This window comes from Streptomyces sp. NBC_01515 (genome assembly GCF_045040345.1).
GTDB lineage: Bacteria > Actinomycetota > Actinomycetes > Streptomycetales > Streptomycetaceae > Streptomyces.
Map to the genome: position 1 here is coordinate 256,107 of NZ_CP109416.1, position 25,841 is coordinate 281,947.

Genomic DNA, 25,841 nt, shown 5'->3' on the forward strand with positions numbered 1-25,841 from the left:
TCCCTGGCCGGTTCCGGCAGTACTGGACGTCTACGCCGACTGGAGCGGGCCCGGCCAGGACCTCAAGCCGCTCGTGGAAGACGTCTCCGCTGAACTCGGCGACAGGTTGCACCTACTGGAACTCGACTACGACCAGGCCGAGCAGCCCGAGCAAGCCCGTAGAAAGTACGCCCTCGACGCCGACCCGACCCTTCTTGTGACCGTTGGCGGTGTGCCGGTTGCGAGGATCCCCCGCGCCACGGAGAAGGATGAACTGCTCTCACAGTTCCACCCGTTGCTCCGTGTGCGCCCAGTAGGTGAGGCCACACCGGCGAGTCCTCGGCGACCCGAGGACGTCGACGCGACGCCTCAAGGCTGGACCCCCGCGCACGGCACCGTGGAGGTGCCCGCCGATCGGATCGTCTGGCTCTTCGTCAACCAGACCGGGGCAGATCCCGTGGACCTGCAGTTCCTGCGGCAGCTGCCGGCCGACGACAGCGAAAGGCTGACGGTCCGGGCCTCGGCCGTCACCGGGTCCGGGCCGGCCGACCTCGCGCATCCGACCAGGTCGACGAACTCAGGCTGGACGTACCGGAAGCCGACGGCAGGATGGTCACCGACGTGGTGAGCCTGCCCCCGTTATGTTCTTCGCGGTCCTGCAAGAGGACCGCTGGCCTCCGGGCCCGGCATGACTGTTCCCCCCTGTCGAAGGCATGACAATGCCGTTGCTTTAGTGGTCGTGCCACCGGTTGTTCAAGGTCACGGCGACCGGTGGACGTCGGCTGCTGGAGGGTTCGTCTGGGGCTTTGCTGGTGTAGCCGGTGACGCAGGAACGGATCTTGCGAGGGCAGTCACGGGATCTTCGGCGGGGCAGCAGACTGCGGCCGATTTCAGAGAGTCCCAGGCGTCGGTCCCGCTTGCGGGCTGAGGGGGGAAAAGCCGCTCGGTGAGATCACCGAGCGGCGGACGACGTGCAGAGCCCGGGTGAACGAGGTCCGCTCAGCGATGCTGCGGTGCAGGCGGGCGGCCTCCTCCAGCAGATCCCGGGTGGCATGGTGCACGATCAAGTGCGCATAGATCTCCTGCCGCACGCCGTCCGGTGTCTGCGACCTGAGCACCGGCCGCCCGCGTTGGTGGGTCTTGATCTCGTCGAAGACGAGCTCGATCTCCCAGCGCCGGGCGTAGAGGACGGCAAGTTCTTCGGCGGGGTACTTCTCGTGGTCGGTCAGGCTGGTGATGAGCCGGACGATGTCGGCCTGCCCGTCGACGCGGTACTCGATCACCCGGACCAGCGCCGGCGGCGCCTTGACGGTTCCGGCCGCCTTGCTGTGTTTGTTCGCCTCGATCCGGGCGAGGTAGCTGCCGTCGGGCAGGACGTCCTGGACTCGGCGGGCTTTGCGTCGTTCGATGCGCCACAGCAGGTGTGTTCCCTGGTCCCGGAGCCGGTGCCAGCGGGCCAGACCCCACAGTCCCCGGTCGGCCAGTAACAGTGTGCCCGTCCCGATATGGGCGTCCAGGGCGTCGGAGACGATGCGCTCGGAATCCTTGAAACCGCCGATCGCGGCGTCCAGGACGGCGTGAGAGGAACACTCGGCCACCGCGACCACTCTGGCCTGCGGATAACCCATGGGACTGCGCTGGGAGCCGGACTTGCCGAAGGCGTCGTTGTTGCCCGCGGAGTCGGGCACGGCCAGCAGTATCCCGTCCAGGGCCAGCACCCGCAGTCCTCGGAACAGCTCGCCGTCCGCGCCGAGCGGCCGGGCCACGGACCGGAACAGTTCCCGCATCACCGGCCAGCCGAGCCGCTGCCGGGCCCTGCTCAGCGACGACTTGTTCACCCCCGACCAGGACCGCAACCCCTTGTCGCCGGTCTTCACCAGCCGCAGGACCTCCAGGTAGTCGGCCTGCGGGAACAAGCCCATCGCCAGCACGAAGTACACCGTGAACCGGGCGGACAACAGACGCCGACGCTTCTCCGAACGCCCCGCGTCACCCACCACCCGGTCCACCAGCTCAGGCGGACACGACCGCGTCAGGACTCCCAACCCCAGTCGTTCAAGTCGCGATATCAGCACACCACTTCAACCGCCCGGCCCTCACAAAAGCAACGGCATTGGAAGGCATGACCTGGGGGGTGGTGTCACCGGGCCCGGAAGGTGCCGTCGGAGACGCTGATCAGAGGCCCGACCACCGCCCCGCCGAGCGCAACGCCCGGCTCCCCGCGGGCGGCAGGTCTGCATAACGTGGATGCGCGTGCACGACACCGATGCCGAGGCCGGCACGTTCAACTCCCCTGGAAGGGCGCGATGTTCGACACCAAAGACGTGGGCGTGTTCCTCGGCCTGGACGTCGGCAAGAGCGCCCATCACGGGCACGGGCTGACCCCGGCCGGCAAGAAGGTCTTCGACAAGCCCCTGCCCAACAGCGAGCCGAAACTGCGGGCCGTCTTCGACAAGCTCACCGCGAAGTTCGGCACCGTCCTGGTGATCGTGGACCAGCCCGCCTCCATCGGAGCCCTCCCCCTCACCGTCGCCCGCGACGCCGGCTGCAAGGTCGCCTACCTGCCCGGCCTCGCCATGCGCCGGATCGCCGACCTCTACCCGGGCGAGGCCAAGACCGACGCCAAGGACGCCGCGGTCATCGCGGACGCCGCCCGCACCCTGCCCCACGCACTGCGCTCGCTGGAACTCACCGACGAGATCACCGCCGAACTGACCGTGCTCGTGGGCTTCGACCAGGACCTCGCCGCCGAGGCCACCCGCACCTCCAACCGGATACGCGGCCTGCTCACCCAGTTCCACCCCAGCCTGGAACGCGTCCTGGGCCCACGTCTCGACCACCAGGCCGTCACCTGGCTGCTGGAACGCTACGGCTCCCCGGCCAGCCTGCGGAAAGCCGGACGCCGCAGGCTCGTCGAGGCGGTCCGCCCCAGAGCCCCACGCATGGCGGCCCGGCTGATCGACGAGATCTTCGACGCGCTCGACGAACAGACCGTCGTCGTCCCCGGCACCGGCACCCTCGACATCGTCATCCCGTCCCTGGCCCGCTCGCTCGGAGCCGTCCACGACCAGCGCCGGACCCTGGAAGCCCAGATCGAGGCCCTGCTGGAGGCACACCCTCTTTCCCCGGTCCTGACCTCGATCCCGGGGGTCGCGGTCAGGACCGCCGCCGTCCTGCTGGTCACCGTCGGCGACGGCACCAGCTTCCCCACCGCCGCCCACCTGGCCTCCTACGCCGGGCTCGCGCCCACCACGAAGTCCTCGGGGACCTCGATCCACGGCGAACACGCGCCCAGAGGCGGCAACCGGCAACTGAAACGGGCGATGTTCCTCTCGGCCTTCGCCGCCCTGCACGATCCCGCCTCCCGCGCCTACTACGACAAACAACGCGCCCGCAAGAAAACCCACACGCAAGCCATCCTCCGCCTCGCCCGCCACCGCATCAGCGTGCTCTTCGCCATGCTCCGCGACGGCACCTTCTACGAACCCCGAACCCCCGAAACCGCTCCCGCATAACCCACTCAGCCTTGACGAAGGACATAGAGGCACCCCCCCCGCTGCGCGAGCTGCACCTCTGCCCGGAGGCCGTCACCGATGCCGGGCTCCCCCTCCCGCTCTCTGCGGACACCGAACTCGGGCACCTCATCGAGAACCGAGAACAGGTGGACGGCGTGGGCGCGGTGGACGGTTCAAGGGGTCTGCCTGCTCAGGCCGCGCGATGGTGCGACTGAGATCCACCAGCAACTGGCCGAACAGGACATGCAGCCAAGCAACCCTACTTGTCATCCTACGAATTTCTTCAACTCCTCCCCCTGTCCGCACAGTTGACAGTGTCTCGGCTCTCCTCAATCATCAGACATCCGATGAATTGGAGCCGCTCATGGGTACGTATCCGAGACGTCAGGTCCTGGGCGCCACGGCCGGAGTCGCCGCCGCAGCAGCCCTTCCCCTCACTTCAGCCACCGCCGCACACGCCGGCGAACCACTTACCGAGCACGCCGGGCCGTGGGTTCCCGTCCCCGAGCCGCTCCCTGTCCCGCTCGACGGCCTCTACGACAACGACGGCATCGACAGCGCCTCCGCACGCGGCGGTGACTTCGACGGCTCGGGCTACACCTTCCCGGGCGAGGAACTCCCCACCGGCCGCGTCGAGGTCGACGGCATCCCCTTCCTCTTCCCCTCCTCGGCCGCCGGCGCCCAGAACAACGTCGTCGCGATGGGCCAGCGCGTCGAACTGCCCCAGGGCCGCTACCTGTCGGCCGTCTTCCTCACCTCGGGCAGCTACGGCAACGCCTCCGGCAGCGCCACCGTCCACTACGCCGACGGCTCCACCAGCACCGCCGGCCTCGGCGGCGCCGACTGGTACGCGGCCGGCGGCTCGCTCTCCGCCCCGTACCGCTACCAGCCGGACGGCACCAAGGACCAGCACAGCGTCGGCATCGGCACCTCGGAGGTCTGGCTCGACCCGCAGCGCGAGGCGGTCGCCCTCACCCTCCCGGTCACCAACCCGGCCGAGGCGGGAAAGACTTCCCTGCACGTCTTCGCCCTCTCGCTCCAACCCGCCGCCCAGGGACGGGCGTTGGCCCTGCGTGACGCCCACTCCACGAACTCGCTGCTGGAGGCGTCCGGCGCGCAGAGCGTCGAGGCGACGGTCGTGAACGCCGGCACGGTCGCGATCCTCGCGGGCGACGCAGTGTCCGTGCGCGTCGATGCCCAGGGTGCCCGTACGGTCGAGCCCGCCCGCGTCCGGCGCCTGGACCCCGGCGAACAGGCCCGCGTCCGCGTCGGCATCCGCAGCGGCGCCACACCCGGCACCGTGCGGGACGGCACGGTGACCGTGACCGGACGCGGATCCCAAGCCGCCGTGTCCCACAAGCAGTTGACCCTCGGTGTCGCCGACTACGGACCCACCGAGACCTCCCTCGCCGGCCATCAGGCGCCGTACTGGTTCCAGGGCGCCAAGTTCGGCATCTTCATCCACTGGGGCGTCTACTCGGTGCCCGCCTGGGCGCCCGTCGGCAAGCAGTACGCCGAGTGGTACTGGGACCAGATGCAGGACCCGAACAACCCGACGTACGCCTACCACCGGGACACCTACGGCGAGGACTTCGCCTACGACGACTTCATCCCGCGCTTCACCGCCGAGAAGTTCGATCCGCGCGCCTGGGTGGAACTCTTCCGCGACGCGGGCGCCCAGTACCACGTGCTCACCTCGAAGCACCACGAGGGCTTCGCGCTGTGGGACACCAAGGTCTCCGACCGCAACGCGGTCAAGATGGGCCCGAAGAGGGACCTGGTCAAAGAACTCTTCGACGCCTCACGCCGCCACACGCCCGAACTCCATCGCGGGCTCTACTTCTCGATGCCGGAGTGGTTCAACCCCGACAACCCGTGGATGGGCCACGCCCCGCGCAATCCGTACACCCTTCAGCCGGTGCCGTACACCGGATACACCGCGGGCAAGGACTATGTGACGCAGTATCAGGCCCCGCAGATGCTGGAGCTGATCCACGGCTACGACCCCGAACTCATCTGGTGCGACATCGGCGGCGCCAACGACAGCCTCCATGTGCTCGCCGAGTACTTCAACCACGCCAAGAACCGCCGCCGTCCGGTCGACGTGACCGTCAACGACCGTTCGGGGATCGCCTTCCACGACTTCACCACGCCCGAGTACACGACATACGAGAACACGGTCGTCGCCAAGTGGGAGTCCAGCCGAGGCCTCGACCCGTTCAGCTACGGCTACAACCGGGCGACCCCCGACGACGGCTACATGACGGCCGAGGAGGTCGTGCGCAACCTCGTCGACATCGTGTCGAAGAACGGCAACTTCCTTCTCGACATAGGCCCCCGGGCCGACGGCACGATCCCCGAGATCATGCAGACCCGGCTGCGCGAGACGGGCCGCTGGCTGCACGTCAACGGCGAGGCGATCTACGACACGACGTACTGGTCGAGGATGGCGCAACTCGGCGAGGATCTACGGTTCACGGTCCGCCCGGACGAGGCCTTCTACATCCACTCCCTGGCCGAACCGAGCGCCAGACTCACCGTCGAAGCGCCGATCCCGATCCGCAGTGGCGACAAGGTGACCATGCTCGGCCACGGCCGCCCCCTGACCTGGACCCTCAGCAACGGAGCGCTGGTGATCGACGTTCCCGAAGCCGCCCGCAAGGCGGGGCAGCACGCGTGGGTGTTCAAAGTGCATTGGCGTGCCTGAGAGGTCGTTGCGCAGACCGGGGTGGTCGGCGGCAGCCTGTTGCAGCAGAGTGCGGCCGGCCGTGGAGATGCCGTAGCAGGCGCCGCGCAGCCCAGGACCCGGCACCGACTGATCGCCGGCTCGCGTACCGGCCCCCTCGCTTCCGCTCGTTCCGCTGAGCGGATCCGGGGGCGACAGCCAGGTGACGGTGCATCACGCTGGCCATCGGTCGTCGACGGCCCATGGCCGCTCGGCAGCGAGAGAGCAACCACCCGGGGGAGTTATGAGAGAACCATCGAAGCCGTCGCGTCGCGTGCTCGCCAGGACGGCGGCCGGGCTGGGGAGGTGGGCGGCCCGGGTGACACGCTCGCCCAAGGCGGTGGTGCTGGTCGTGGCGGCACTGATGGCCACCGCGTTCGCGGTGACACCCGCCTACGCGGACGATCCCGGGCTGAACTGCGCGGCCACCGCGACCGCCACGATCTCGGTGACGCCGTCACCCGTGCTGTACGGCCACACCGCTCTGGTGCAATGGAGCGCGGACTGCGTCGCCAACACCGCTGAAGACACGCTGGTGATCAGCGGGCCGGGTTTCAACCCGTCGACCACCGTCTTCCCGGTCGGTGGCGGATCACAGTCGGTGTTCATCACTCAGACCGGAACCGTCGGCTGGAGCGTCACGGTCGTCGACACGTCGTCGGACACCGGATTCAGCAGAGGGCTGGCTTCTGTCTCCGCCTCGGTGACCGGAGTGACAACCGTGCCCGGTTTGTCGGGTGACACGTCGGCTCAGGCCGGCCAGGCACTCTCGGCCGCCGGATACGTGCTGGGCAGCGTGGGCAGCGTCGTCGACTGCGACAACATCAACCGGGTCAGCTCGCAGAGTCCGAGCGCGGGCACCGTACTGCTCCCGGGGTCCGCGGTCTCGATCAAGCTCGGCAAGAAGCCCACCCCACCGGCCCAGTGCGAATGATCCGTCGGATTTCACACCCGCCCTGCCTTCGTGTCGGGACCGCATCGCGCGGCCCCGGCACGTTGCGGTGATCAGCCTCCTGTTCCTCTTCGCTCACCCCGCAGGGGGTGGGCGGGAAGACGGCGGCCTCGTACACCGCGATGTTCATGAGGACCACGTCGGCGATCCCTTGTGCGTACCCGTCGCCCCGGACGGCTTGGAAAGACGCCCGCACACGACGACGCTGGAAGAACGCTCCGGTACCCGCACCCAGAACGGCCGTGCCCGCACCGATCGAGGCTCCCGCCCGGCCGGCCGTCCGGAAGCAGGCCGAGGCAGTTCCCGCCGACCGCCACGCAGGCCACCCCCGCGAAGGTGAGCATCGTGTGCACGCAAGCGGCGGCCGGGAACGTCATGACCAGCAGCATGCACAGCGTGACCGGGACCGTCGGTGCCGCCTCTACGCCCGGAGCGGCACGTGGTGCGCGGCGTTGTGTCCCGCTCCGAGAGGACGCAACGGCCCGCAACGCTCAGCCGCTGGCCTGTGCGGCGCGGGAGATCTCTGTGGTGGGCGTGCGGCGCGAGGCGTCGGCGGCGAGACGGCGCAGGCCGGTCACGACGTCGAAGCGGTGCGATGCGGAGCGGTGACGGGCAGCCGGGCTTCGGCCAGCGGGGTGTCGAGGGCGGGAGTCACATTCCTTCTCCTTTTTGCTGGGGCCCTTTTCGTTCGTCGGGCAGGTCCAGCTTGATGCGCAGGCATTCCTTGTCACGGTTCAGGTGATGGCCGACGGTGCGTTGGTCGATCCCGACGTACCAGGCAACCTTGGTGGTAGGGCAGTCGAGGATGTAGCGCAACACGATCACCTCGAACTGGCGGTTAGCCTCGATTTTTCGTGACGGTCTGTCGGTTCATCCGATGGGCCGTTACGGCTTGCCGGGTCGAGGGCGGGCAGGCTATGTCGTCGCTGTCCGCTCCGACGTGACCGTCCACCCGCACGACGCGCAGCCCACCACCCCGGCCTGGTCCGGCAACGGCCGCAGGCCACAGCCCCGCTACCGCGACAAGCTGACCTCCGTGTCTGCGGGCGAGGATCGTGCTGCGGTGCGCGGACGGCGGGACGAACAAGGAGATCGCCGCCGAACTCGGCGTCTCGCACGGAACGGTGAACCGCTGGCGGTCGAGGTTCATCCGCTTGCGGCTGGACGGGCTGACCGATGAGCCGCGCCCCGGCAGGCCGCCCGCGATCCTGCTGGACCAAGTCGAAAACGTGCTCACGGCGACACTGGAGTCCACCCCCGGCAAGGACACCCACTGGTCGCGGGCCTCGATGGCCAAGCACTCCGGACTGTCGAGGTCCACCATCGGACGGATCTGGAAGAAGTTCGACCTCAAGCCCCATCTCCAGGACGCGTTCAAGCTCTCCACCGACCCGCAGTTCATCGCGAAGGTCGTCGATGTCGTCGGCCTGTACCACCATCCGCCGGAGAAAGCGGTGGTGCTCTGCGTGGATGAGAAGAGCCAAATCCAGGCGCTGGACCGGTCCCAGCCGGTGCTCCCGATGATGCCGGGCATGCCCGAGCGGCGCACCCACGACTACTACCGGCACGGCATCACCAGCCTGTTCGCCGCCTTCAACATCGCCGATGGCAGCGTCATATCGGAACTGCACCGTCGCCACAGGGCGATTGAGTTCAAGAAGTTCCTGGTCACGATCGACAAGGCCGTGCCCGCCGGCCTCGACGTCCATCTGGTCTGTGACAACTACGCCACCCACAACACCGCCGAGATCAAGACGTGGCTCGGAAAACACCCCCGCTTCCACGTCCACTTCACCCCCACCGGCTCCTCCTGGATGAACCAGGTCGAGCGGTGGTTCGGCCTGCTGACGGACAAGCTCATCCGCCGCGGCCTACACACCTCTATGAAGGCCCTGGAGCAAGACATCAAGGCCTGGATCGACGGATGGAACGAGATCCTCAACTCCCTCGCCGACTACCTCACCAAAATCAACCCGCCGACTATCGAAACCTGACACAGACTTAAGCCCGAGATTTCTGGCGCATCACACTAGTCGGTCATCGCCCCTCCATGAGCATGTGGAGAAGGGTGACGGTTGCGATCCCGACCACGAGCGCCGTCTCGAAGGCCCGGCCCCCGGAGGCCCACCCGGCTCGAAGAACCGCCACCCCGCCGAACACTGCCCCGCAGGTCTCCTGCAAGCCCTTGGCTCCTACGCCGTCGACGGCGACCTCGCACTCAACTCAGGTGGTGAGGTTCGGTGGGTTGTCTCGGCCAGAGGCTCCACCCCTGCTAGGCCACTGCGCAGTGGAGCGGGCGGTGGAGCCCAAGCGCACGGGAGTCACCACCACGACCGCAGCCTCCGGCAGGGCGTCGGGGAGGGCGAGCGCGAGGGGCAGAACGACCAGGGAGTTACGGTCGCTCCGGTAAAAGACGACAGCCCGGGAGGCTGGAGCGTCGAGACGGAAGATTGAGGCGATGGGTGGCCGGGTCCGGTCCGGCGGATCAGTCGTGAGGGGTGTCGGCTGGTTGTGTTGTCGGCGCGGGGGCGGTGTTCCAGGAGCTGAGTATGCGCAGGGCGTTGTCTTCGGGGCTGCCGGGTTCGGCGGTGAGGATCATGAACATGACGTCGGGGTTGTTCGGGCTAGTCCAGGTGTCGCACTCAAGGGTGAGGGGCCCGATGAGGGGGTGGCAGTAGCGCTTGGTGCCGGAGGTCAGGTCCGTCACGATCCGTCCGTTCCACCACTCGCGGAATTCGGAACTGCGCACTGACAGCTCACCGACCAGGGCGGCTAGGCGCGGGTCGTCCGGGTTGTCGGCCGTCGCCATCCGAAGCGTTGCCGCGCTGATGCGTCCCGCGTCCTCCCAGTCGACGTACAGCGCACGCATGACGGGGTCCAGGAACAGCATCCGCGTGTAGTTGCGCTCGGCCGGTTTCAGCTCGGCGAAGTCCCGGTAGAGGGCCGCGGCAGCGGCATTCCAGGCGAGGATGTCGGTGTAGCGGCCGAAAACGATGGCTGGCGAGTGGCCGAGGGCGTCGAGCATTCTCTGCACGGACGGCCGCACCTTCTGGACGCTACTGCGCCGCCGCATGGCGGGTGCCTGGCCCGCCAGTTCGTACAGGTAGGCCCGCTGGGCCTCGTCGAGGCGCAGCGCTCGTACGAGGGAGGAGAGTGCGGTCGCGGAGGCTGGCAGGCGCCCCTGCTCGATGCGGGTGTAGTAGCCGGTGCTCATCGTGGCCAGCCGGGCGACCTCATCCCGGCGGAGTCCAGGCACCCGCCGCACGGTCCCGTCGTCGGCGAGACCGACCGTCGCGGGCGTCAGCTCGGCGCGGCGCGCCTTGAGGAACGCGCCGAGCTCGGAGCGGGGTGAACGCGTATCGGACATGCCCCCCACTATGCCGCAGGTAGTGGCTGGTGAAGGGGGGCAGGAATGTGCCCCGGCACGTCTGTGCCCCGTCAGGGACCTTCCCCTCCCACCCCGCGGCGAGGAGGGGCACGGTGGATGCATGCGAACCGATGTGACCTTCCCCAGCGCCGGGATCACCCTGGCCGCCCACCTGTACACGCCCGACGTCGCCATCGACGGCCCCCGGGCCGCCGTGGTCGTTGCTCACCCCGCCAGCGGTGTCAAGGAGCAGACCGCCGGCGCCTACGCCCAGCAGCTCGCCGACGCCGGTTTCGTTGCGCTCGCCTTCGACGCCGCCTATCAGGGCGAGAGCGGCGGCACCCCGCGCGGCACCGAAGACCCCGCCCAGCGCGTCGAGGACATCAAGAACGCCGTCTCTTACCTCACCACCCGCCCGGAGGTCGACTCCGACCGGATCGGCGCACTGGGCATCTGCGCCTCCGGCGGCTACGTCGTCCCCGCCGCGGCCACCGATCACCGCATCCGCGCCGTCGCGACCGCCAGTGCGGTCGACCTCGGCCTGAATTTCCGCGTCGGCCCGCACGGCAACCAGGACCCCGCCGTCCTGAAGTCGATGCTCGACGCGGCGGCCGCGGCCCGCACCGCCGAAGCGGCCGGCGAGCCCGCCTCCCCCCTGGTCCTGCGTATTCAGGGACAGGACGCCCCCACCGACGGTGACCGCTACAACTACGAGGGCTGGGAGTACTACTCCACCGACCGCGGCCGTCACCCCCGCCAGGCCGACGAGTTCACCTTCCCCAGTATCGACAAGATCGTGAACTTCGACGCCTTCCACCTGATCAACCTCATCGCCCCCCGCCCGCTGCTGATGGTCGCCGGCACCGAGGCCGCCACCGCCTGGATGTCCGAGGAAGCGATCAAGAAGGCGGCCGAGCCCAAGCGGCTGCACTGGGTCGAGGGCGCCAGCCACATCGACCTCTACGACCGCTACGTCCCGCAGGTCACCGCCGAGCTCGTCCCCTTCTTCACCCAGAACCTCGCAGCCCACGCCCCCGCCGGGTTCGTGGTCTGACCCCGCCGCCCGAGAGCGGTTTGACGTTGTGGGCGGGTTGCGTGGTCGCGGAACCCGCCCGTTCATCACAGGAAGCGAGACGTCCATGACCTCCTTGGACTCGTACATCACGCTCGGCCGTTCCGGGCTGCGGGTCAGCCCTCTCGGGCTGGGCACCATGACGTTCGGCGACGACCATGGCTGGGGATCGAGCGTCGAGACCTCCGAGGCGATCCTGACCGACTACCTGGAGCGCGGCGGCAACCTGATCGACACCGCCAACAGCTACACCAACGGCCACTCCGAGAAGATCATCGGTGACTACTTCGCCGCGCGCCCCGGTCGGCGCGAGCGCGTGGTGCTGAGCACGAAATTCCTCACCAACTTGTTCCCCGGCGACCCCAACGGCGGCGGCGGCGGACGCAAGGGGATCATCGGCCAGCTCAACGAGTCCCTGCGGCGCCTGCAGACCGACTACGTCGACCTGTACTGGCTGCACGGCTGGGACCAGGGCGCCCCGATCGAGGAGACGATGAGCACGCTCAACGACCTCGTCACCGCCGGCAAGGTCCGCTACATCGCCCTGTCCGACGTTCCCGCGTGGGTCGCCACGCAGGCGCAGATGATCGCCGCGTTCCGGGGTTGGACGCCGGTCACCGCGCTCCAGTTGCAGTACTCCCTGCTGGAGCGCACACCCGAGGGTGAGCTGCTGCCGATGGCACAGGCCCTGGACATGGGTGTGGTGCCGTGGAGCCCGCTGCGGGGTGGGAAGCTGACGGGCAAGTACACCCGCGACGGCGGCGCCGACGGCGACCGCGCCGCAGTGATGTCCGCGGTGTTCGGCGAGCCCGGCGAAAAGGAATGGCCGATCATCGACTCCGTCGCCCAGGTCGCCAAGGACCTCGGCGTCAGCTCCGCGGAGGTCGCCCTGGCCTGGGTCCGGGGACGCCCCGGCATCTCCTCCACCCTGATCGGCGCCCGCACCATCGACCAACTGCACGCGAACCTCGCCTCGCTCGACGTCACCCTGACGGCCGAGCAGCGCGCGACGCTGGACGAGGTGTCCACGCCGACGCTGAACTTCCCGGCCAGATTCACCACCGGCATCAGCCCGGCGGTCGCCTTCGGCGGGATGACCGTCGACGGCACCACCTACCCGGACATGAATCAGAGCGGCAAGTACTGAACGCCATCGTCCGCGAAGAACCGCCGAACCGGCCCAGCGCCATTGCGTGGTGTGACGACTGGTCACGGCACGTCAAGAACAGGGTCAGAACAGTATGGGAGAGGAAGCACCAATGAAGAAGCGTGTTCTCGGTAAGAGCGGTCTCGAGGTTTCCGCACTCGGGCTCGGGACCATGAACATGACCGGTCCCTACGGACCGCCGCAGGACGTGCGGGAGATGGTCGCTCTGCTGCGGTCGGCCGTCGAGCGCGGTGTCACCTTCTTCGACACAGCCGAGGCGTACGGTCCGCTGGAGAACGAGAAGCTGCTCGGTGAAGCATTCGAAGGCATCCGCGACGACGTGGTGATCGCCACCAAGTTCGGTTTCGACTTCGATCCTGACACGGAACAGGGGCTCGGCGGTCTCAACAGCCGGCCCGAGCACATCCGCAGGGTCACCGACGCCATGCTCAAGCGGCTCAGGACCGACCACATCGACCTGCTGTACCAGCACCGCGTCGACCCCGACGTGCCGATCGAGGACGTCGCGGGCACCGTGAAGGAGCTGATCGCCGAAGGCAAGGTTCGCCACTTCGGCCTGTCAGAAGCGGGCGTGCAGACCATCCGACGTGCCCACGCGGTGCAGCCCGTCACCGCGCTGCAGAGCGAATACTCGCTGTGGTATCGCGGGCCGGAGGCCGAGCTCCTCCCCGCCCTTGAGGAGCTGGGTATCGGCTTCGTGCCGTTCTCGCCGCTGGGCGCGGGCTTCCTCACCGGCAAGATCGACCTGACGACGGAACTGGACGCGAGCGACTTCCGCAGCGGTGTGCCACGCTTCGCGGCCGAGTTTCGTGAGGCGAACCTTGCCCTGGTCGACCTCATCCGTGAGGTGGCGACCCGTAAAGGCGCAACGCCAGCGCAGATCGCGCTGGGGTGGCTGTTGGCGCAGAAGCCCTGGATCGTGCCGATCCCGGGTACAACAAAGCTGCACCGCCTGGAGGAGAACCTCGGCGGGGCAGACATCGAGTTCTCCGTGGACGAACTCGCCGAGATCGACGAGGCGGCTGCGAAGCTGCAACTGACGGGCGACCGGATGCCGAAGTCCATGCTGGGCCTTACAGGACAGTGAGAACCTCCGGCCGGCAGGTCGCCACAGGTGACGGGGGGCGGCACGGCCCCTGCGTGGGACTGTCCCGGCACCGTGATCTCTCAAGCCTGGCGGGACCGGACGGCCGCGTGCAGTTGCGCCTACCCGCGCTGGTCGCCTGACCACTCGCTCCGCGGAACGGGAAAGTTCCGCGGCCACGGAACCCGCCCGTTCATCACAGCTCCAGAAAGCACTGACGCGACTGCTGTCGAGTGTCGGACAGGACCGGCTGCCGGATGAATCGACGCAGGACCTGCTCCGCCTAGTCGGCGCCCAGATGCAAGAGGTCACCGACTAGGTCAGCTCGACCACCAGGAGTATTACGTCGATCACAGATGAACCCGGAATCCGGTCGAAACGCCTTGCCGACCGGCACCATTGATGGCGTGCGGCATCCGCGTCGCTCGCAGCGAGAGCGCACCGCGCGACGAGGCTTGCCAGTGCCAAGAATGATGATGGCGCATTCGGGAAGAGGCGGCTGGCGCCGGGCGGGTCCCCCTTGACCTGCTACCGAGGGCCGGGCATCGTCGATTGTTGCCTTCTCCAACTCCTCCAAACGCATACTTGCGGGCCCCTGGGCCGATCGAGGTGATCACTATTCGCCCGACAGATAGCCGTCCCGAGGGAGACGCGACAATTGCCTCTGCGGCACGCGCAGGTTCCTGTAGCGCTCCTGGTGCGCCCCACCGTTTCCCGGCCGCTCGTGACGAGGTCATCGACGTGACGCCGCTCGGGCGGACCTGGGCCGGCATGGCAGTCGGACAGGCCCTTCTTACCCGAGGTGACCGGCAGTACGTCGGCTTCTACACCCCCGAGCGCAACCTGGTGGTCGCTGGCCGGATGCTGGGGCCCCGGCCACAGGACGCTACGGACTGGAGCCGGCAGACCCTTTCGACGAGGCTCGGCTGGGACAGCCACAATTCCGTCGCCCTGGGCTTGGACCGCGACGGAGCCGTGCACGTGGCGGGAAACATGCACAATGTGCCGCTGGTGTACTTCCGATCGGACCCGGGCGGGGACGTCACTACTTTGCGGCAGGTGACCACCATGACCGATCCGGCCACCGAAGGCTCGGTCACCTACCCACAATTCCTCAACCGTGCCGACGGAAGCCTGATCTTCACGCACCGCGATGGAGGCTCTGGTGACGGTGCGACCTACGTCAACCTGTACGACGAGCGCACCGCCTCCTGGAACCGCTTGATCGATCAGCCGTTGTTCGACGGCAACGGGTCGCCGGACGACCCCAGCCGTACATGGAGTGCCTACGCCGAAGGACCGATCCTGGGGCCCGACGGGCTGTTTCATCTGCTCTGGGTCTGGCGCAACACACCCGACGCGGCCACCAACAGCATGCTCACCTACGCTCGAAGCGCCGACCTGGTGACGTGGACGGACAGCCGCGACAACACCCTCGCCACGCCCTTCACCTACTCCGCCGGCGATGTCGTCGATGCCGTACCCGACCACGGGGGGCTGCTCAACGGCAACGCTCGCATTGGGTTCGACGTCACGGGCTCTGTCCTCATCACCTATCACAAGTACGACCCGGCTGGTGACTCCCAGCTGTACGCCGCCCGGCCAGGGCATATCGGGTGGGAGATCCGGCGTATCAGCGACTGGCGAGGGCGCTGGGAGTTCGGTGGCCATGGCACCATCGACTTCGAGATCGCGCTAGTCGGTTCGGAGGTCCTGCCAAACGGTGACATCGAGGTGAACTACCTCGGCCATGGGCGGCCGTTCACTATCATCGTGAACCCCGAACTCATCACTGTCACCCAACTCGCAACCTCACCTCTCCCCGACCGGGTTGCCGGCGTGCGCGGCACATTCGCCGGCCTCAGGGTGAACGTCTGTCGCGACAGCGGATACGGCCTCGGATCGAACACCCCACGAGGAACCTATGTGCTGCGATGGGAGAGCCTGGGCGTCAACCGCGACAGCCCCCGGCACTGCTGGCCCTCGCAAGGAGCAGACCTCGAAGTCATCCTGCTCAGGCCCAGGCTTGGCAGCTGAAGGAGAGCCACTCGACGAGTTGATCTGAGCCGATCTAACTGGCCGCCGACAATCCGGGCGAGTCTCAAACGAGGTTCCTACGACCCGACTAGCTGGCGATCGTGTCCGTCCAGGGCCAGTGCTGGGGCAGACGTAGGATGCGTCGGCGGCCGGTGGTGACTAGGCGTGCGGCGGCGGAGAACAGTCGAAGTCGTAGGCGTTTGGGTTCCCAGCGGCGGGCTCGGCCGGTCAGGGCGAGCGTCGGCATCCAGGCCAGCAGATCCAGGGCGATCTGGACGATCTCCAGCCAGACCTGGTTCTGGGCGGCGCGGTGCAGGGGAAGGTTGCGCAGGCCGGTGTCGCGAGCGGCGCGAATGCGGTCCTCGGCTCGGGCCCGTTGTCGGTGCCGCAGTTCCAGATGCGCGATCGCGGCGTCCGGGGTGTTGGTGGCGAAGCCGGTCAGGCGCATGCCGTCGGTGTCGGTGAACCTCAACTGAGCGCCGGGATGGGGCCGTTCCTTGCGCACGATCAGCCGCAGACCCGCTGGCCAGCCCTTCAGAACGTCGCCAGCCAGATCGGCCACCCAGGCACCGTCTCGGACCTGGCCGTCGGGCTCGACCGCCGGGGTCCAGGCCGAAGCCGGGACCTGCAGCACGGCGTCGTGGACGGCCTCTGTGATCGTCATCCCGACCGAGTAGGACAGCCACCGGCCCCGCGCCGTGAGCCAGTTCAAGAATTCGTGGGTGCCGCCGGCGGAGTCGGTCCGGATCAGCGTGCGCCGTCCGCGCCGATGGTGCTTCGGCAACTAGGCGAGGGCCATGCCGGTGGTGGTGATGTGGTCGGCGGCGGTGTTGCTGCCCGCGTTGCCCGGCCGCAGCAGTCCGGCCACCGGTTCCCCGGACCCGGCCGCGCCGTGATCGACGAACGCGACCAGCGGATGGTGCCCGAAGGTCCGCTTCCAGGTCGCGGTGGCGTCCTGCTTCTCGGAGTGCGCCAGCACCAGTACCCCGTCGATGTCCACGATGACCTGTCCGCCCATGCCGGGGGCATCGGCACCAGCCAACTTCCACACTCGCTGGCGGACTTCGGCCCTTGCCCGGCGAATCGCCGCCAGCGCGCGAGGGCCAGCCGTGGCCAGGGTCTCGACCAGCCTGGAGACGGTGGGATCGGAGGCTACCGGCCCAAACACCAGCGGCTCGGCCCGCAGCATGGCCACGTCCGACAGGCAGTCCCCGCCGAGTGCCACCGCCAGGGCGACGTCCAGCAGGACCTTGCCCGGATCGTGCACCGCCCGCGGCTTGCGCCACGGCATCAACGCTGCCGATATCGCCGTGTCCAGCCCCGACTTGCGAGCGGTCTCCACCAGTAGCACCCCACCGGCCTGCGAGACCACGGCACCCCCACCGCCCTGGACGCGGACATGCGGGTACGACCCGATACGCTTGTTCACCGGAGAGTGCTTCTTTCCTTGCAGCTGACAGGACCCTCGACAAGTCCAATCATTGCAGGTCAGGAGTACTCTTCACTTTTCTGGCCACCTGTTGGGCACGACGATGGACGAGGCGCGAGGCCGTGATGAGCGACCGCAGAATCACGATCGGATTGCTGGCAACGGGAGCCGTCCTCCTCTTGGCAGGGGGTTCCTGGTTTCTGCTGGGAGAGCACGCGGGCAGAGGCGTTGCCGCCTTGGCTGTCGGCTTCGGCTTTGCGTTGATCTGCTTCTCGCAAGCGGCGCGGATGCTGGCCAAGCAACGATAGAAACCCGGAACTGCCTGATTCACACGCGCGCGGGTGGCGGCCCGGGGCACCCTCAGGGTGAAGAGCTACAGGGCGTCGCATCGAGACGGGATTGACCCATTGCCCCAGCTCAGCGACCATGCCTCCCTGCCTGGCCACTCACCCCTCGTCCACTCGGCGAAAGCCCGAGGTTGGGCAATTCGGCGATCGCCTCGTACAGGACTGTGCTGGACGAAGGCCGGCGCGCGTCCCTGGCAGTGGTTCACGCCCAGTTCGGCGGCAACGCGCGAGACTGGCCGGCCCGACAAACGGGCCAACGCCACGGCATCAGCCCGGAACTCCGCCGACTACTTGCACACCGCCACCCGGAATTCCTCTCCCTGGACTCAAGATCCAGTACCGGCCGCACCTGATCGTCGGCTGCCCGCCGACCACCGGTCCGGATCTCACCAGGCTGAGGAGTGCAGACACAGGTGCGTGTCCGTGAAGGCAACCGCCCCCACCTTGGCGGCACGTGAATCGAGGTGACCGATCAGGCGCTCTCTTCCGGAGATGCCGCATTTCCTCTTCGCCCGGGCGATCTTCAGGCCTCGGGAATGGCCAGGCCGATGTAGCAGCAGTCGAGGAGCGTGACGCGACCGCGTCGGCGACAGCCGCGCCGGCTACTCCGCCAATCACCTTCGGCACGGCGTGACCCTGAGCCCGTCTCGCACCCTCTGGATCTGGGACGCGGCCGAAGCGAAGGATGCGGGCTGGATTGTTGGCTCCAACCCTGATACATCACCTTGTCATGGCCATGAGTGCGATGGAACTGCACAGCATAAATCGCTGGGAGGCGTCCTTCCTCCGCGAGGAGGTGGGCGGCTACTTCGCCCACGGCATCGAGTGCACGCCGGGCGCGACGGTACTCGACGTGGGCGCCAACATCGGCGTGTTCTCGGCCGCCGTGTATGAGCAGTTGGACGGAGACGTTTGGATCTACGCCTTCGAGCCGGTGCCGCCACTCCACGCGACACTCGATCGCAATGCCCGCGAGTTCTTCAACGGACGCCTGACCGCGCTCCCCTACGGCTTGGCGTCCCGTGACGACGAGCTCGATTTCAGCTACATTCCGGCCGCCACGATCTTCTCGTCCTCCTCGCGAAATCAGGGGAACATCGAGGACGAGCGGCGCCGGGTCACCGCCAGCGTCGTCGAAATGATCCGCCAGGGTGGCCTGGGACCGGTCCTGCGCCGCGTACCCACCCCCATCCTCACTCTTCTCATCAGCCGCAAGCTGCGGGTGCTGCGGCGACTTGAGACGCACCGAGTGAAGGTCAGGCCCCTGTCACCGGTGCTCGACGAGCTGGGCATCGATCACATCGACCTGCTCAAGGTCGATGTGGAAGGCGCCGAACTTGAGGTGCTCAGAGGTATCGAGGAACGGCATTGGCCGCTGGTCCGCCAGGCCGTCGTCGAGGTGGAGGGCTGGCAGCACAACCGCGACACGATCTGCGAGGTCCTCCGCACGCACGGCTTGACTGTCAGCACCGAGCAGGACTCGGTGCAGCGGGCCGGCGACATCGGCATGGTGTTCGCGGTCAGGCCCTGACCACGCGCAGTACCCGGGCTCAAGGCGGTATCAACGGCTGACACAAATGAGGTGGATGGGTCCTGATCGCCTTGTCCGGGGCGGGTGTTGGGCGTGCGATCCGGTGTGGGTCCGTCGCCGTGGATCGTGTCGGATGAGCTGTGGGACCGTCTGGAGCCGTTGCCGCCGCAGCGCGAGCGCAGGTTTCGGCATCCGGGTCGCAAGTCAGTGCCGGACCGCGAGGTGCTGGGCAGGATCCTGTACGTGCTGCATGCCGGGATCCAGCGGGAGTACCTGCCGCAGGAGTTGGGCTTCGGCTCGGACGTGACGTGCTGGCGCCGGTTGCGGGACGGGAACGAGGCCGGCGTCCGGCAATGGCTGCACGAGGCACTGCTGACCGAGTTGAACGCGGCCTCGCGCCGGAACCGGTCTCGCCGCACGGTCGACTCCTCCCCCGTCAGGACATAAAAGGGGCAGCACACGGGGCCATCGCCGGTCGACCGGGGCCGTCCCGGCTCGAAACACCACGGAACCCGGAGCCCTTTGATCCGACGGGTTCACCAGCCTCGTGTCGCGGCGCCAGCACGGACGCGAACGAGCCTTCCCGCCTATCGCGGCCCCGACGGTTCGGCCGGTCAATTCGGCAGAGCCTGAGCCTGGGCATTCTTGGCGGCGGCTGCCGCAACGGTTGCCAGGTCTTCGCCCGAGAAGCCGGCGCGGCTCAGCACCGCCAGGGATTTGTTCGTCGCCAGCGTGCACAACGCCAGCTCTGCCGCCTCCTGCTCACCGGCCCCCGCCGCCTGCAAGGCCTGCTCCAGCCTCGCCCGCAGACCGTCGATCATGGCGCGGACCATCGCCCGGCCCTCCGCGTCGAGCGCCGGGAACTGCGTTGCCGACACCGTGAGCAGGCAGCCGTCCGGGACCGCCGGGTCGGCGATACGGTTCAGGGCGACCTGCAGGTAGGCGGCCACAACGGCGCCTGGGCCCTGGTGGGGGCCGGACAACGCCTGCTCGTAAAGCGGCTGGTAGGTCTGCGCGTACCGCTGGAGGCTTTTCCGGAAGAGGGCGCTCTTGTCGCCGAAGGTGCCGTAGAGCGAGCCCCGGCCCAGGCCCGTGCCCTCGGTGAGGCGGTCGATCGAGGCCTCCGAATAACCCCAGCGCCAGAAGACGTGCATCGCACGTCGTAGCGCCTCGTCCACGTCGAACTGCTTGCGGCCTGCCATGGTCCGTCACTCTACACATCTTGTAACGATCGTTCAAAGATGGGTAGGGTCACCGGCATGACAAGCCTGCGTTCGCTGCGCCTGCCCGATGGATTCCTCGACGTCTTCACCAGCCGCCTCGTGGAGGTGAACGGACTGCGGCTGCACGCGGTCACCGGTGGGGACGGCCCGGCACTGCTGCTGATCGGCGGATGGCCCCAGACCTGGTATGCCTGGCGGGAGGTGATGCCCGCGCTCGCCCGCCGGCACACCGTCGTCGCCGTCGACTCGCGCGGGGCCGGGCTCTCCGACAAGCCCGACGACGGCTTCGACGCCGGCACGCTGGCCGCCGATCTGGTCGCGCTGATGACCGCGCTCGGGCACGACCGGTTCGACGTCGTCGGCCACGACATCGGCACGTGGACCGGCTACGCCCTCGCCGCCGATCACCCCGAGCGGGTGGACCGGCTCGCCATCGTCGAAGCAGTGATCCCCGGTCTCACGCCGTCCCCGCCGTTCTTCGGCCCGGCCGCGGCCAACCTGAGGCTCTGGCAGTTCGGCTTCAACCGGCTCACCGACCTCAACGAGAAACTGGTCCGGGGACGGGAACGGCTCTTCTTCGGCTGGCAGTTCGCCACCAAGGCCGCCACGCCGACCGCGATCCCCGCGTACGCCGTCGACGTCTACGTCGACGCGATCACCGCCGATCCTCGCGCGCTGCGGGCGAGCTTCGCGTACTACCGGGCGCTGGACGAGACGATCGCCCAGAACGAGCAGCGCAGCAAGACCCGGCTGACGCTGCCGGTGCTCGCCCTCGGCGGCGCGCTGTGGAGCGGCGAGAGTGCCGCCCAGACGATGCGGCTGGCGGCCGACGACGTCACGGGCGTCGTCCTCGACGACTGCGGCCACTACCCGGCCGAGGAACAGCCGACGCGGTTCGCCGAGATCCTGCAGGACTTCCTCGCGGCCAACCGGTAGCCGGCACGCCACACGACTGAACATCGCGAACGACAGGCGGAGCTTCACACACTCCGCTCCACCGTCGAGCAGGCCCCGCCCTCCCCCACCGGCTCAAACGCCTCCCCATCCGATGGAAACGACGTCTGGCTCCTCCGGTTGAACTGCCCGTGCACCAGGGAGATTTACGTATGGCCTGCCGGGACTCTGCCGAGCTACACCACTGCCAGCACGCGGAAGCCGACGAGTCGGCCGAGACCGCTTCACGGCTTCGCCCCCGGGATGGGCTGATGCGCCCGCACGGTCAGTTCTCGGGGTCGCGGAGGCCCGCAGGGGCCCACTGGCGTGTTTCCTCGGCCACCCGCCTCAGGCCATTGAGGAACAGTCGGGTGCCGCCTCGGAGGTGGGCGAAGTCCTGCTCGCCGTCCGGGCCGGTCAGCACGAGATAGGTGTACTGCTCGATCCAGTCCAGACGGGTTCCGCCGTCCTGCGCGGCCAGCCGAACGGTCACCAGGGACACCCAGCGGCGCACGTCGTTCACGAATGCCTCGTAGACGTACACGAGGTGCTCCGCCGGCTCCAGGTCGACGAACCGCGAGCGGTATTCGATGCGCTCGTCCATGTCCTCGGACAGGACGCGGTTGCGCGCCCGCTCGCCGCCGCCGACACGGAAGTCCAGCTCGTGTTCGGCGGTACGGGACGGGCCGGGCAGTTTGAACCAGCGAGTGCGCAGTTCGGGCTCGGCGAAGGCCGCGAACACCCGCTCCGGCGGGGCTTCGATGTGCACCCGCAGCTCGAACGAACCGTGCCTGACCGGTGTGTTCTCGTCGGCCGGGGAGGTGTCCGCCGTGCCGTGATCGATGTTGCCCGCACTCATGTCGGCGACCCTAACACGCCCTCCGTGCGGTGCCCGGCAGGCCGGACACCGCACGTACGAACGGGAGTTGACGGTGTGTCAGATCCAGCCGTCGAGTGACGCGAGGAAGCCCTCAAGGTCGTCGCGGTGGATGCAGTGGCCGGTGTCCGCCACGTGGCGGACCTCGAAGCCGACCGCCCGCAGCTGCGCGGCGAGGTCGTCCGGTACGAGGTGGTGGTCGCCGGCGCCCTGCACCAGTGAGGGGACGAGGGGCCGCTCGGGCACGTACTGGACGGAGCTGTCCAGCCAGTCCACGGCGCGGATGTCCCAGCGCGCGTACCCGGCGAGTTCTGCCTCGACGTCCTCGGGCAGCCAGCGTGGGAACATCTGCTGGATCATCTCGGCCGTGGTCGCCTTGGTGAACTGCGCGAACTCCTTGATCTCGGCCACCGATTTGTCGGTGAACCGCCACGCCGGGTCGCTGTAGACCACCCGGGAGGGGCCCAGGTCGGCCACCGCCAGGGAGAGTACCGACGCGCCGAAGGAGTGGCCGATGGCGAGATCGGCGCCGGCCGGCAGCGACTGCACCAGGTCGGCGGCGAAGAGCTCGGGCGTGTACCGCTCGGCGTGCGGACTGTCGCCGTGACCGCGCAGGTCCGGCATGATCACCCGGTAGCCGCGCTCGGCGAGCCGTGGCGCCACCCGGCTCCAGGTGTCCGCCGACGAGATGATGCTGTGGACGAGCAGGGCGACCTTGTCACCGTCGCCGACCTCGTGGAGCGTGAGCCTCATCGTCCAGGGCTTCCTTTCCCGACTTCGTCCCGTGGCATGGTCATCGGCCCGCACCGGTCACGTGCAGCAGGGCGCGGGCCGCCAGGCGGTAGCCGAACGCGCCCAGGCCGACCACGACGCCGGAGGCCAGCGGGGCGATGACCGACTCGTGCCGGAACCGCTCCCGCGCCCACACGTTGCTCAGGTGCACCTCGATCCACGGGTGCTCGTAGCTCGCGAGCGCGTCCCGCAGGCTCCACCCGGCGATCATCAGGGCGCCCGGGTTGACCACCGCGCCGACGCTGTCGGGTCCGTGCTCGTGGATGGCGCTCACCAGCTCGCCCTCCGACTCCCGCTGGACGGAGAGGACCTTCCAGCCCTGTTCGCTCACCTCGTCGGCGACCGCCTGCTCGATGTCGGCCAGGGTGTCGGTGCCGTACAGCTCAGGCTCCCGGCGGCCCAGAATGCCGAGGTTGGGACCGTTCAGTAGGAGCATCGTGCTCATGCGTCACCTCGGTGTTCAAAGGTCCGAACCGCATCCGGTCCGCGGTCCGGGGTTCCTTGGGCGGCGGCGGTCGGGGGGTCCATGCCGAGCCTGGTCCCGGCGGTCTCCTCGACGTGGGCCATCGCGTAGCGCAGGATGGGCGGCGCCATCAGGGAGGTGACGATGGCGACCAGGACGACGATCGTGTACGTCTCGGTGTTCAGGACGCCGAGGCGGAGCCCGGTCATCGCCACGATCACCTCGACGACACCGCGCGAGTTCATGCCCGCGCCGAGGGCCAGCGCCTCCCAGCGGTTGAGCCTGCTGAGCCGGGCCCCGATGAACGCGCCGCCGAACTTGCCGGCCACGGCCACGGTGAGCACGGCGACGGCCACGCCCAGGACGGCCGGCCGGGCCAGCGCGGTGAGGTCCATGCGCAGTCCGGCGGTGGCGAAGAAGAGCGGGGCGAGGGCGGCGAGGACGAGGGTCCGCAGCGGTTCCAGTTTCACCGGGTCCAGCACGCCGCTGGTGGCGATCAGCACGCCGCAGACGAAGGCGCCGAAGATGGCCTCCAGGTGCATCGCCTGGGTGGCCGCCGCGCTGAACAGGACCAGGACGACGACCGTGGCGACCGTCGGCATGGCGCTCTCGGAGTGTCCGGCCCACCGCAGCGCGGCCCGCACCAGCGGGCGGCCGATCACCGCCGCGAACAGGACGACTCCGACCGGGTAGAGGACGGAGGTGGCGACGACACCGGCGGTCAGTCCGACGGTGGCCATCGCGGAGACGACGGACAGCAGGAACCAGCCCACCACGTCGTCCACCACTCCGGCCGAGAGGATCAGCTGGCCGATGTCACGGTGCAGCAGTTTCATGTCGAGCAGGGTCTTGGCGATCACCGGGAGGGCGCTCACACACATCGCCACGCCCAGGAACAGGGCGAAGACGGTCGGGGTGGTGCCGGCGGGCACGAACGATCCCGGCAGCAGGAAGCCGGTGGCGATGCCGAGGCCCAGCGGCAGCAGCAGGCCCGCGGCGCTGACCTTGGCCGCGGTGAGACCGCGCCGCCGGACCAGGGCGAAGTTCATCTCGGCGCCGGTGACACCGACCAGCAACAGCACACCCAACTGGCCGACCGCGTCCAACAGGTTCATCTGGTCGGCCCGTTGGGGCAGCAGCCAGTGGGAGAAGCCGGGCAGCAGCGGCTGCAGGAGCGACGGGCCGACCAGAACGCCCGCACTGAGCTCGCCGGTGACGGCGGGCAGACGGAACCGCGTCGCCAGCCGGCCGAGCACCAGGGCGAGCAGCAGAAGGAACGCGACCTGGAGCAGGAACACCAGGAGGGCGTGCTGACCGATCGTCGGCACAGGGGCGGCGAGGGGCATCTCGGCTTCTCTCACGTGGAGGGTCGGCGGTCGGTCGCGCGGTCCTGCGGGCCCAGCGGTGTTCCGACGGATCCGCGGGAGGTGGGCGAGCGGCGTTCCAGGCCGGCTCCTGGTGTGCCGTGCGGCCGTTCCTGCCGCGGAGTCACCAGGGCTCTCGCACCGTGCGGTGGGTGGCCGTGCCGGACGCCGTGGCGCCGCGGAGGTCCATCAGGAGGGGCCCAGTCGCGCGGCCACCAGGTCGATGACCTCGGAAGCCCGGTCGGCGAGGAAGAAGTGGCCGCCCCGGAAGACCTTCACTTCACTCGGCCCGGTGGTGTGCCGCGCCCAGTCCTCGGCCTCGTCGAGGGAGACCCGGGGGTCGCCGTCGCCGGTGAGCACGGTGACCGGGCAGTCGAGACGGCGTCCGGGCTCGTGCCGGTACCGCTCGATGGCGGTGTAGTCGCTGCGGATGGCCGGCAGGATCATCGCCAGCACCTCCGGGTCGCCCAGCAGCGTCTCGTCGGTGCCGCTGAGCGCTCTGATCTCGGCCACGACGTCGGCGTCGCTCGCCGCGTGCACCCGCTCGTCGCGGTAGCGGGACGGTGCCCGCCGGCCGGACGCGAACAGCCGTACCGGCGTGGGCAGTTCGGCGTCCTGCATGCGCAACGCCACCTCGTACGCGAGGACCGCGCCCATGCTGTGGCCGAACAGGGCCAGCGGCTTGTCGTCCAGCTGCCGCAGCGCGGCGAAGATCTCGTCCGCGAAGTCGGGGATGTTGTCGATCATCGGCTCGTGGAGCCGGGTCTGCCGGCCCGGATACTGGACGGCCAGCACCTCCACCGACGGGTGCAGGGCGCGGGCGACCGGATAGAAGAAGCTTGCGGAGCCGCCCGCGTACGGCAGGCAGGCGAGCCGCACGGGGCTCTGCGGCGCGGGGTGGGTGACGCTCACCCACTTCTCGAAATGCGCCGTTGCTTGAGGCATGCCGAAAAAGCTCCTCGTGGTCGGTGGGGGAATACCGC

Annotated in this window: 20 protein-coding genes and 5 pseudogenes; 14 read left to right on the forward strand and 11 right to left on the reverse strand. The window is 68.6% G+C overall.

What is annotated here, in order from left to right:
* Window positions 1-22: 22 nt before the first annotated feature.
* Window positions 23-607 (forward strand): thioredoxin family protein, encoded by a 585-nt coding sequence (locus OG407_RS01095; RefSeq protein WP_405868233.1) that lies wholly within the window; start codon window positions 23-25, stop codon window positions 605-607.
* A gap of 262 nt (window positions 608-869) precedes the next feature.
* On the opposite strand, the gene OG407_RS01100 is transcribed toward OG407_RS01095, so the two are convergent.
* The gene (locus OG407_RS01100; RefSeq protein ID WP_405854074.1) at window positions 870-2,054 is read right to left on the reverse strand and encodes an IS4 family transposase; all 1,185 of its coding nucleotides are present in this window, start codon (window positions 2,052-2,054) and stop codon (window positions 870-872) included.
* 231 nt (window positions 2,055-2,285) lie between these two features.
* Between OG407_RS01100 and OG407_RS01105 the strand changes: the two genes are divergently transcribed.
* From OG407_RS01105 to OG407_RS01120, 4 genes are all read left to right on the forward strand, one after another.
* Window positions 2,286-3,494: an IS110 family transposase gene (locus OG407_RS01105; protein ID WP_405854076.1), complete on the forward strand. Its 1,209-nt coding sequence runs from the start codon at window positions 2,286-2,288 to the stop codon at window positions 3,492-3,494.
* Window positions 3,495-3,505: 11 nt separating this feature from the next.
* Window positions 3,506-3,709 (forward strand): hypothetical protein, encoded by a 204-nt coding sequence (locus OG407_RS01110; RefSeq protein WP_405854078.1) that lies wholly within the window; start codon window positions 3,506-3,508, stop codon window positions 3,707-3,709.
* Window positions 3,710-3,858: 149 nt separating this feature from the next.
* Window positions 3,859-6,201, forward strand: coding sequence for an alpha-L-fucosidase (locus OG407_RS01115; protein WP_405854080.1), 2,343 nt, complete (start codon window positions 3,859-3,861; stop codon window positions 6,199-6,201).
* 337 nt (window positions 6,202-6,538) lie between these two features.
* Window positions 6,539-7,153, forward strand: a complete 615-nt coding sequence (locus tag OG407_RS01120; protein WP_405854081.1) for a PASTA domain-containing protein — start codon at window positions 6,539-6,541, stop codon at window positions 7,151-7,153.
* A gap of 669 nt (window positions 7,154-7,822) precedes the next feature.
* Here OG407_RS01120 and OG407_RS01125 read toward each other — a convergent pair.
* Window positions 7,823-7,990: a hypothetical protein gene (locus tag OG407_RS01125; protein ID WP_405854083.1), complete on the reverse strand. Its 168-nt coding sequence runs from the start codon at window positions 7,988-7,990 to the stop codon at window positions 7,823-7,825.
* 64 nt (window positions 7,991-8,054) lie between these two features.
* Between OG407_RS01125 and OG407_RS01130 the strand changes: the two are divergent.
* Together OG407_RS01130 and OG407_RS01135 are read left to right on the forward strand one after the other, a co-directional pair.
* Window positions 8,055-8,216: pseudogene (locus OG407_RS01130) on the forward strand (transposase); the annotation flags it as partial.
* Window positions 8,212-9,165, forward strand: a pseudogene (locus OG407_RS01135) (IS630 family transposase); the annotation flags it as partial. The pseudogenes OG407_RS01130 and OG407_RS01135, both read left to right, overlap by 5 nt.
* 328 nt (window positions 9,166-9,493) lie before the next feature.
* On the opposite strand, the pseudogene OG407_RS01140 reads toward OG407_RS01135, so the two are convergent.
* Window positions 9,494-9,631: pseudogene (locus OG407_RS01140) on the reverse strand (arsenic resistance protein); the annotation flags it as partial.
* 25 nt (window positions 9,632-9,656) lie between these two features.
* Window positions 9,657-10,538 (reverse strand): helix-turn-helix transcriptional regulator, encoded by an 882-nt coding sequence (locus OG407_RS01145; RefSeq protein ID WP_405854085.1) that lies wholly within the window; start codon window positions 10,536-10,538, stop codon window positions 9,657-9,659.
* A gap of 121 nt (window positions 10,539-10,659) precedes the next feature.
* Between OG407_RS01145 and OG407_RS01150 the strand changes: the two genes are divergently transcribed.
* The 4 genes from OG407_RS01150 (at window position 10,660) to OG407_RS01165 (ending at window position 15,899) form a co-directional block, all read left to right on the forward strand.
* Window positions 10,660-11,592 carry an alpha/beta hydrolase gene (locus OG407_RS01150; RefSeq protein ID WP_405854087.1) on the forward strand — a complete coding sequence of 311 codons (933 nt, stop codon included), beginning with the start codon at window positions 10,660-10,662 and terminating at the stop codon, window positions 11,590-11,592.
* An 85-nt stretch (window positions 11,593-11,677) separates the two neighbouring features.
* Window positions 11,678-12,757 carry an aldo/keto reductase gene (locus tag OG407_RS01155; RefSeq protein WP_405854089.1) on the forward strand — a complete coding sequence of 360 codons (1,080 nt, stop codon included), beginning with the start codon at window positions 11,678-11,680 and terminating at the stop codon, window positions 12,755-12,757.
* Window positions 12,758-12,869: 112 nt separating this feature from the next.
* Window positions 12,870-13,865 carry an aldo/keto reductase gene (locus OG407_RS01160; RefSeq protein ID WP_405868235.1) on the forward strand — a complete coding sequence of 332 codons (996 nt, stop codon included), beginning with the start codon at window positions 12,870-12,872 and terminating at the stop codon, window positions 13,863-13,865.
* 738 nt (window positions 13,866-14,603) lie between these two features.
* Entirely contained in the window at window positions 14,604-15,899 is a 1,296-nt protein-coding gene (locus OG407_RS01165) for a BNR repeat-containing protein (protein ID WP_405854091.1), read from the forward strand.
* Window positions 15,900-15,987: 88 nt separating this feature from the next.
* Here OG407_RS01165 and OG407_RS01170 read toward each other — a convergent pair.
* Window positions 15,988-17,328: pseudogene (locus OG407_RS01170) on the reverse strand (IS1380 family transposase).
* Window positions 17,329-18,420: 1,092 nt separating this feature from the next.
* Here OG407_RS01170 and OG407_RS01175 point away from each other — a divergent pair.
* Together OG407_RS01175 and OG407_RS01180 are read left to right on the forward strand one after the other, a co-directional pair.
* Window positions 18,421-19,206, forward strand: coding sequence for an FkbM family methyltransferase (locus OG407_RS01175; RefSeq protein WP_405854093.1), 786 nt, complete (start codon window positions 18,421-18,423; stop codon window positions 19,204-19,206).
* Window positions 19,207-19,290: 84 nt separating this feature from the next.
* Window positions 19,291-19,713: pseudogene (locus OG407_RS01180) on the forward strand (transposase); the annotation flags it as partial.
* A gap of 107 nt (window positions 19,714-19,820) precedes the next feature.
* Here the strand turns inward: OG407_RS01180 and OG407_RS01185 are convergent.
* Complete coding sequence (locus OG407_RS01185; RefSeq protein WP_405854095.1) at window positions 19,821-20,408, reverse strand: TetR/AcrR family transcriptional regulator; 588 nt, start codon at window positions 20,406-20,408, stop codon at window positions 19,821-19,823.
* 57 nt (window positions 20,409-20,465) lie between these two features.
* Between OG407_RS01185 and OG407_RS01190 the strand changes: the two genes are divergently transcribed.
* A complete protein-coding gene (locus OG407_RS01190) occupies window positions 20,466-21,365 on the forward strand; it encodes an alpha/beta fold hydrolase (protein ID WP_405854097.1) in 900 nt (299 codons plus the stop codon).
* A gap of 283 nt (window positions 21,366-21,648) precedes the next feature.
* On the opposite strand, the gene OG407_RS01195 is transcribed toward OG407_RS01190, so the two are convergent.
* The 5 genes from OG407_RS01195 to OG407_RS01215 form a co-directional block, all read right to left on the reverse strand.
* A complete protein-coding gene (locus OG407_RS01195) occupies window positions 21,649-22,221 on the reverse strand; it encodes an SRPBCC domain-containing protein (RefSeq protein ID WP_405854099.1) in 573 nt (190 codons plus the stop codon).
* A 78-nt stretch (window positions 22,222-22,299) separates the two neighbouring features.
* Window positions 22,300-22,992, reverse strand: a complete 693-nt coding sequence (locus tag OG407_RS01200; protein ID WP_405854100.1) for an alpha/beta fold hydrolase — start codon at window positions 22,990-22,992, stop codon at window positions 22,300-22,302.
* Window positions 22,993-23,032: 40 nt separating this feature from the next.
* A complete protein-coding gene (locus OG407_RS01205; protein ID WP_319090945.1) occupies window positions 23,033-23,476 on the reverse strand; it encodes a type II 3-dehydroquinate dehydratase in 444 nt (147 codons plus the stop codon).
* The gene (locus OG407_RS01210) at window positions 23,473-24,840 is read right to left on the reverse strand and encodes a cation:proton antiporter (RefSeq protein WP_405854102.1); all 1,368 of its coding nucleotides are present in this window, start codon (window positions 24,838-24,840) and stop codon (window positions 23,473-23,475) included. The genes OG407_RS01205 and OG407_RS01210 overlap by 4 nt, the downstream gene beginning before the upstream one ends.
* Window positions 24,841-25,047: 207 nt before the next feature.
* Window positions 25,048-25,803 carry a thioesterase II family protein gene (locus OG407_RS01215; protein WP_405854104.1) on the reverse strand — a complete coding sequence of 252 codons (756 nt, stop codon included), beginning with the start codon at window positions 25,801-25,803 and terminating at the stop codon, window positions 25,048-25,050.
* Window positions 25,804-25,841: the final 38 nt, after the last annotated feature.

Excerpts from the sequence above, each read along its gene's own strand:
- OG407_RS01105 (WP_405854076.1), top strand. The coding sequence starts at position 2,286 with ATGTTCGACACCAAAGACGTGGGCGTGTTCCTCGGCCTGGACGTCGGC.
- OG407_RS01115 (WP_405854080.1), top strand. The coding sequence starts at position 3,859 with ATGGGTACGTATCCGAGACGTCAGGTCCTGGGCGCCACGGCCGGAGTC.
- OG407_RS01145 (WP_405854085.1), bottom strand. The coding sequence starts at position 10,538 with ATGTCCGATACGCGTTCACCCCGCTCCGAGCTCGGCGCGTTCCTCAAG.
- OG407_RS01150 (WP_405854087.1), top strand. The coding sequence starts at position 10,660 with ATGCGAACCGATGTGACCTTCCCCAGCGCCGGGATCACCCTGGCCGCC.
- OG407_RS01155 (WP_405854089.1), top strand. The coding sequence starts at position 11,678 with ATGACCTCCTTGGACTCGTACATCACGCTCGGCCGTTCCGGGCTGCGG.
- OG407_RS01160 (WP_405868235.1), top strand. The coding sequence starts at position 12,870 with ATGAAGAAGCGTGTTCTCGGTAAGAGCGGTCTCGAGGTTTCCGCACTC.
- OG407_RS01175 (WP_405854093.1), top strand. The coding sequence starts at position 18,421 with ATGGAACTGCACAGCATAAATCGCTGGGAGGCGTCCTTCCTCCGCGAG.
- OG407_RS01185 (WP_405854095.1), bottom strand. The coding sequence starts at position 20,408 with ATGGCAGGCCGCAAGCAGTTCGACGTGGACGAGGCGCTACGACGTGCG.
- OG407_RS01190 (WP_405854097.1), top strand. The coding sequence starts at position 20,466 with ATGACAAGCCTGCGTTCGCTGCGCCTGCCCGATGGATTCCTCGACGTC.
- OG407_RS01195 (WP_405854099.1), bottom strand. The coding sequence starts at position 22,221 with ATGAGTGCGGGCAACATCGATCACGGCACGGCGGACACCTCCCCGGCC.
- OG407_RS01200 (WP_405854100.1), bottom strand. The coding sequence starts at position 22,992 with ATGAGGCTCACGCTCCACGAGGTCGGCGACGGTGACAAGGTCGCCCTG.
- OG407_RS01205 (WP_319090945.1), bottom strand. The coding sequence starts at position 23,476 with ATGAGCACGATGCTCCTACTGAACGGTCCCAACCTCGGCATTCTGGGC.
- OG407_RS01210 (WP_405854102.1), bottom strand. The coding sequence starts at position 24,840 with ATGCCCCTCGCCGCCCCTGTGCCGACGATCGGTCAGCACGCCCTCCTG.
- OG407_RS01215 (WP_405854104.1), bottom strand. The coding sequence starts at position 25,803 with ATGCCTCAAGCAACGGCGCATTTCGAGAAGTGGGTGAGCGTCACCCAC.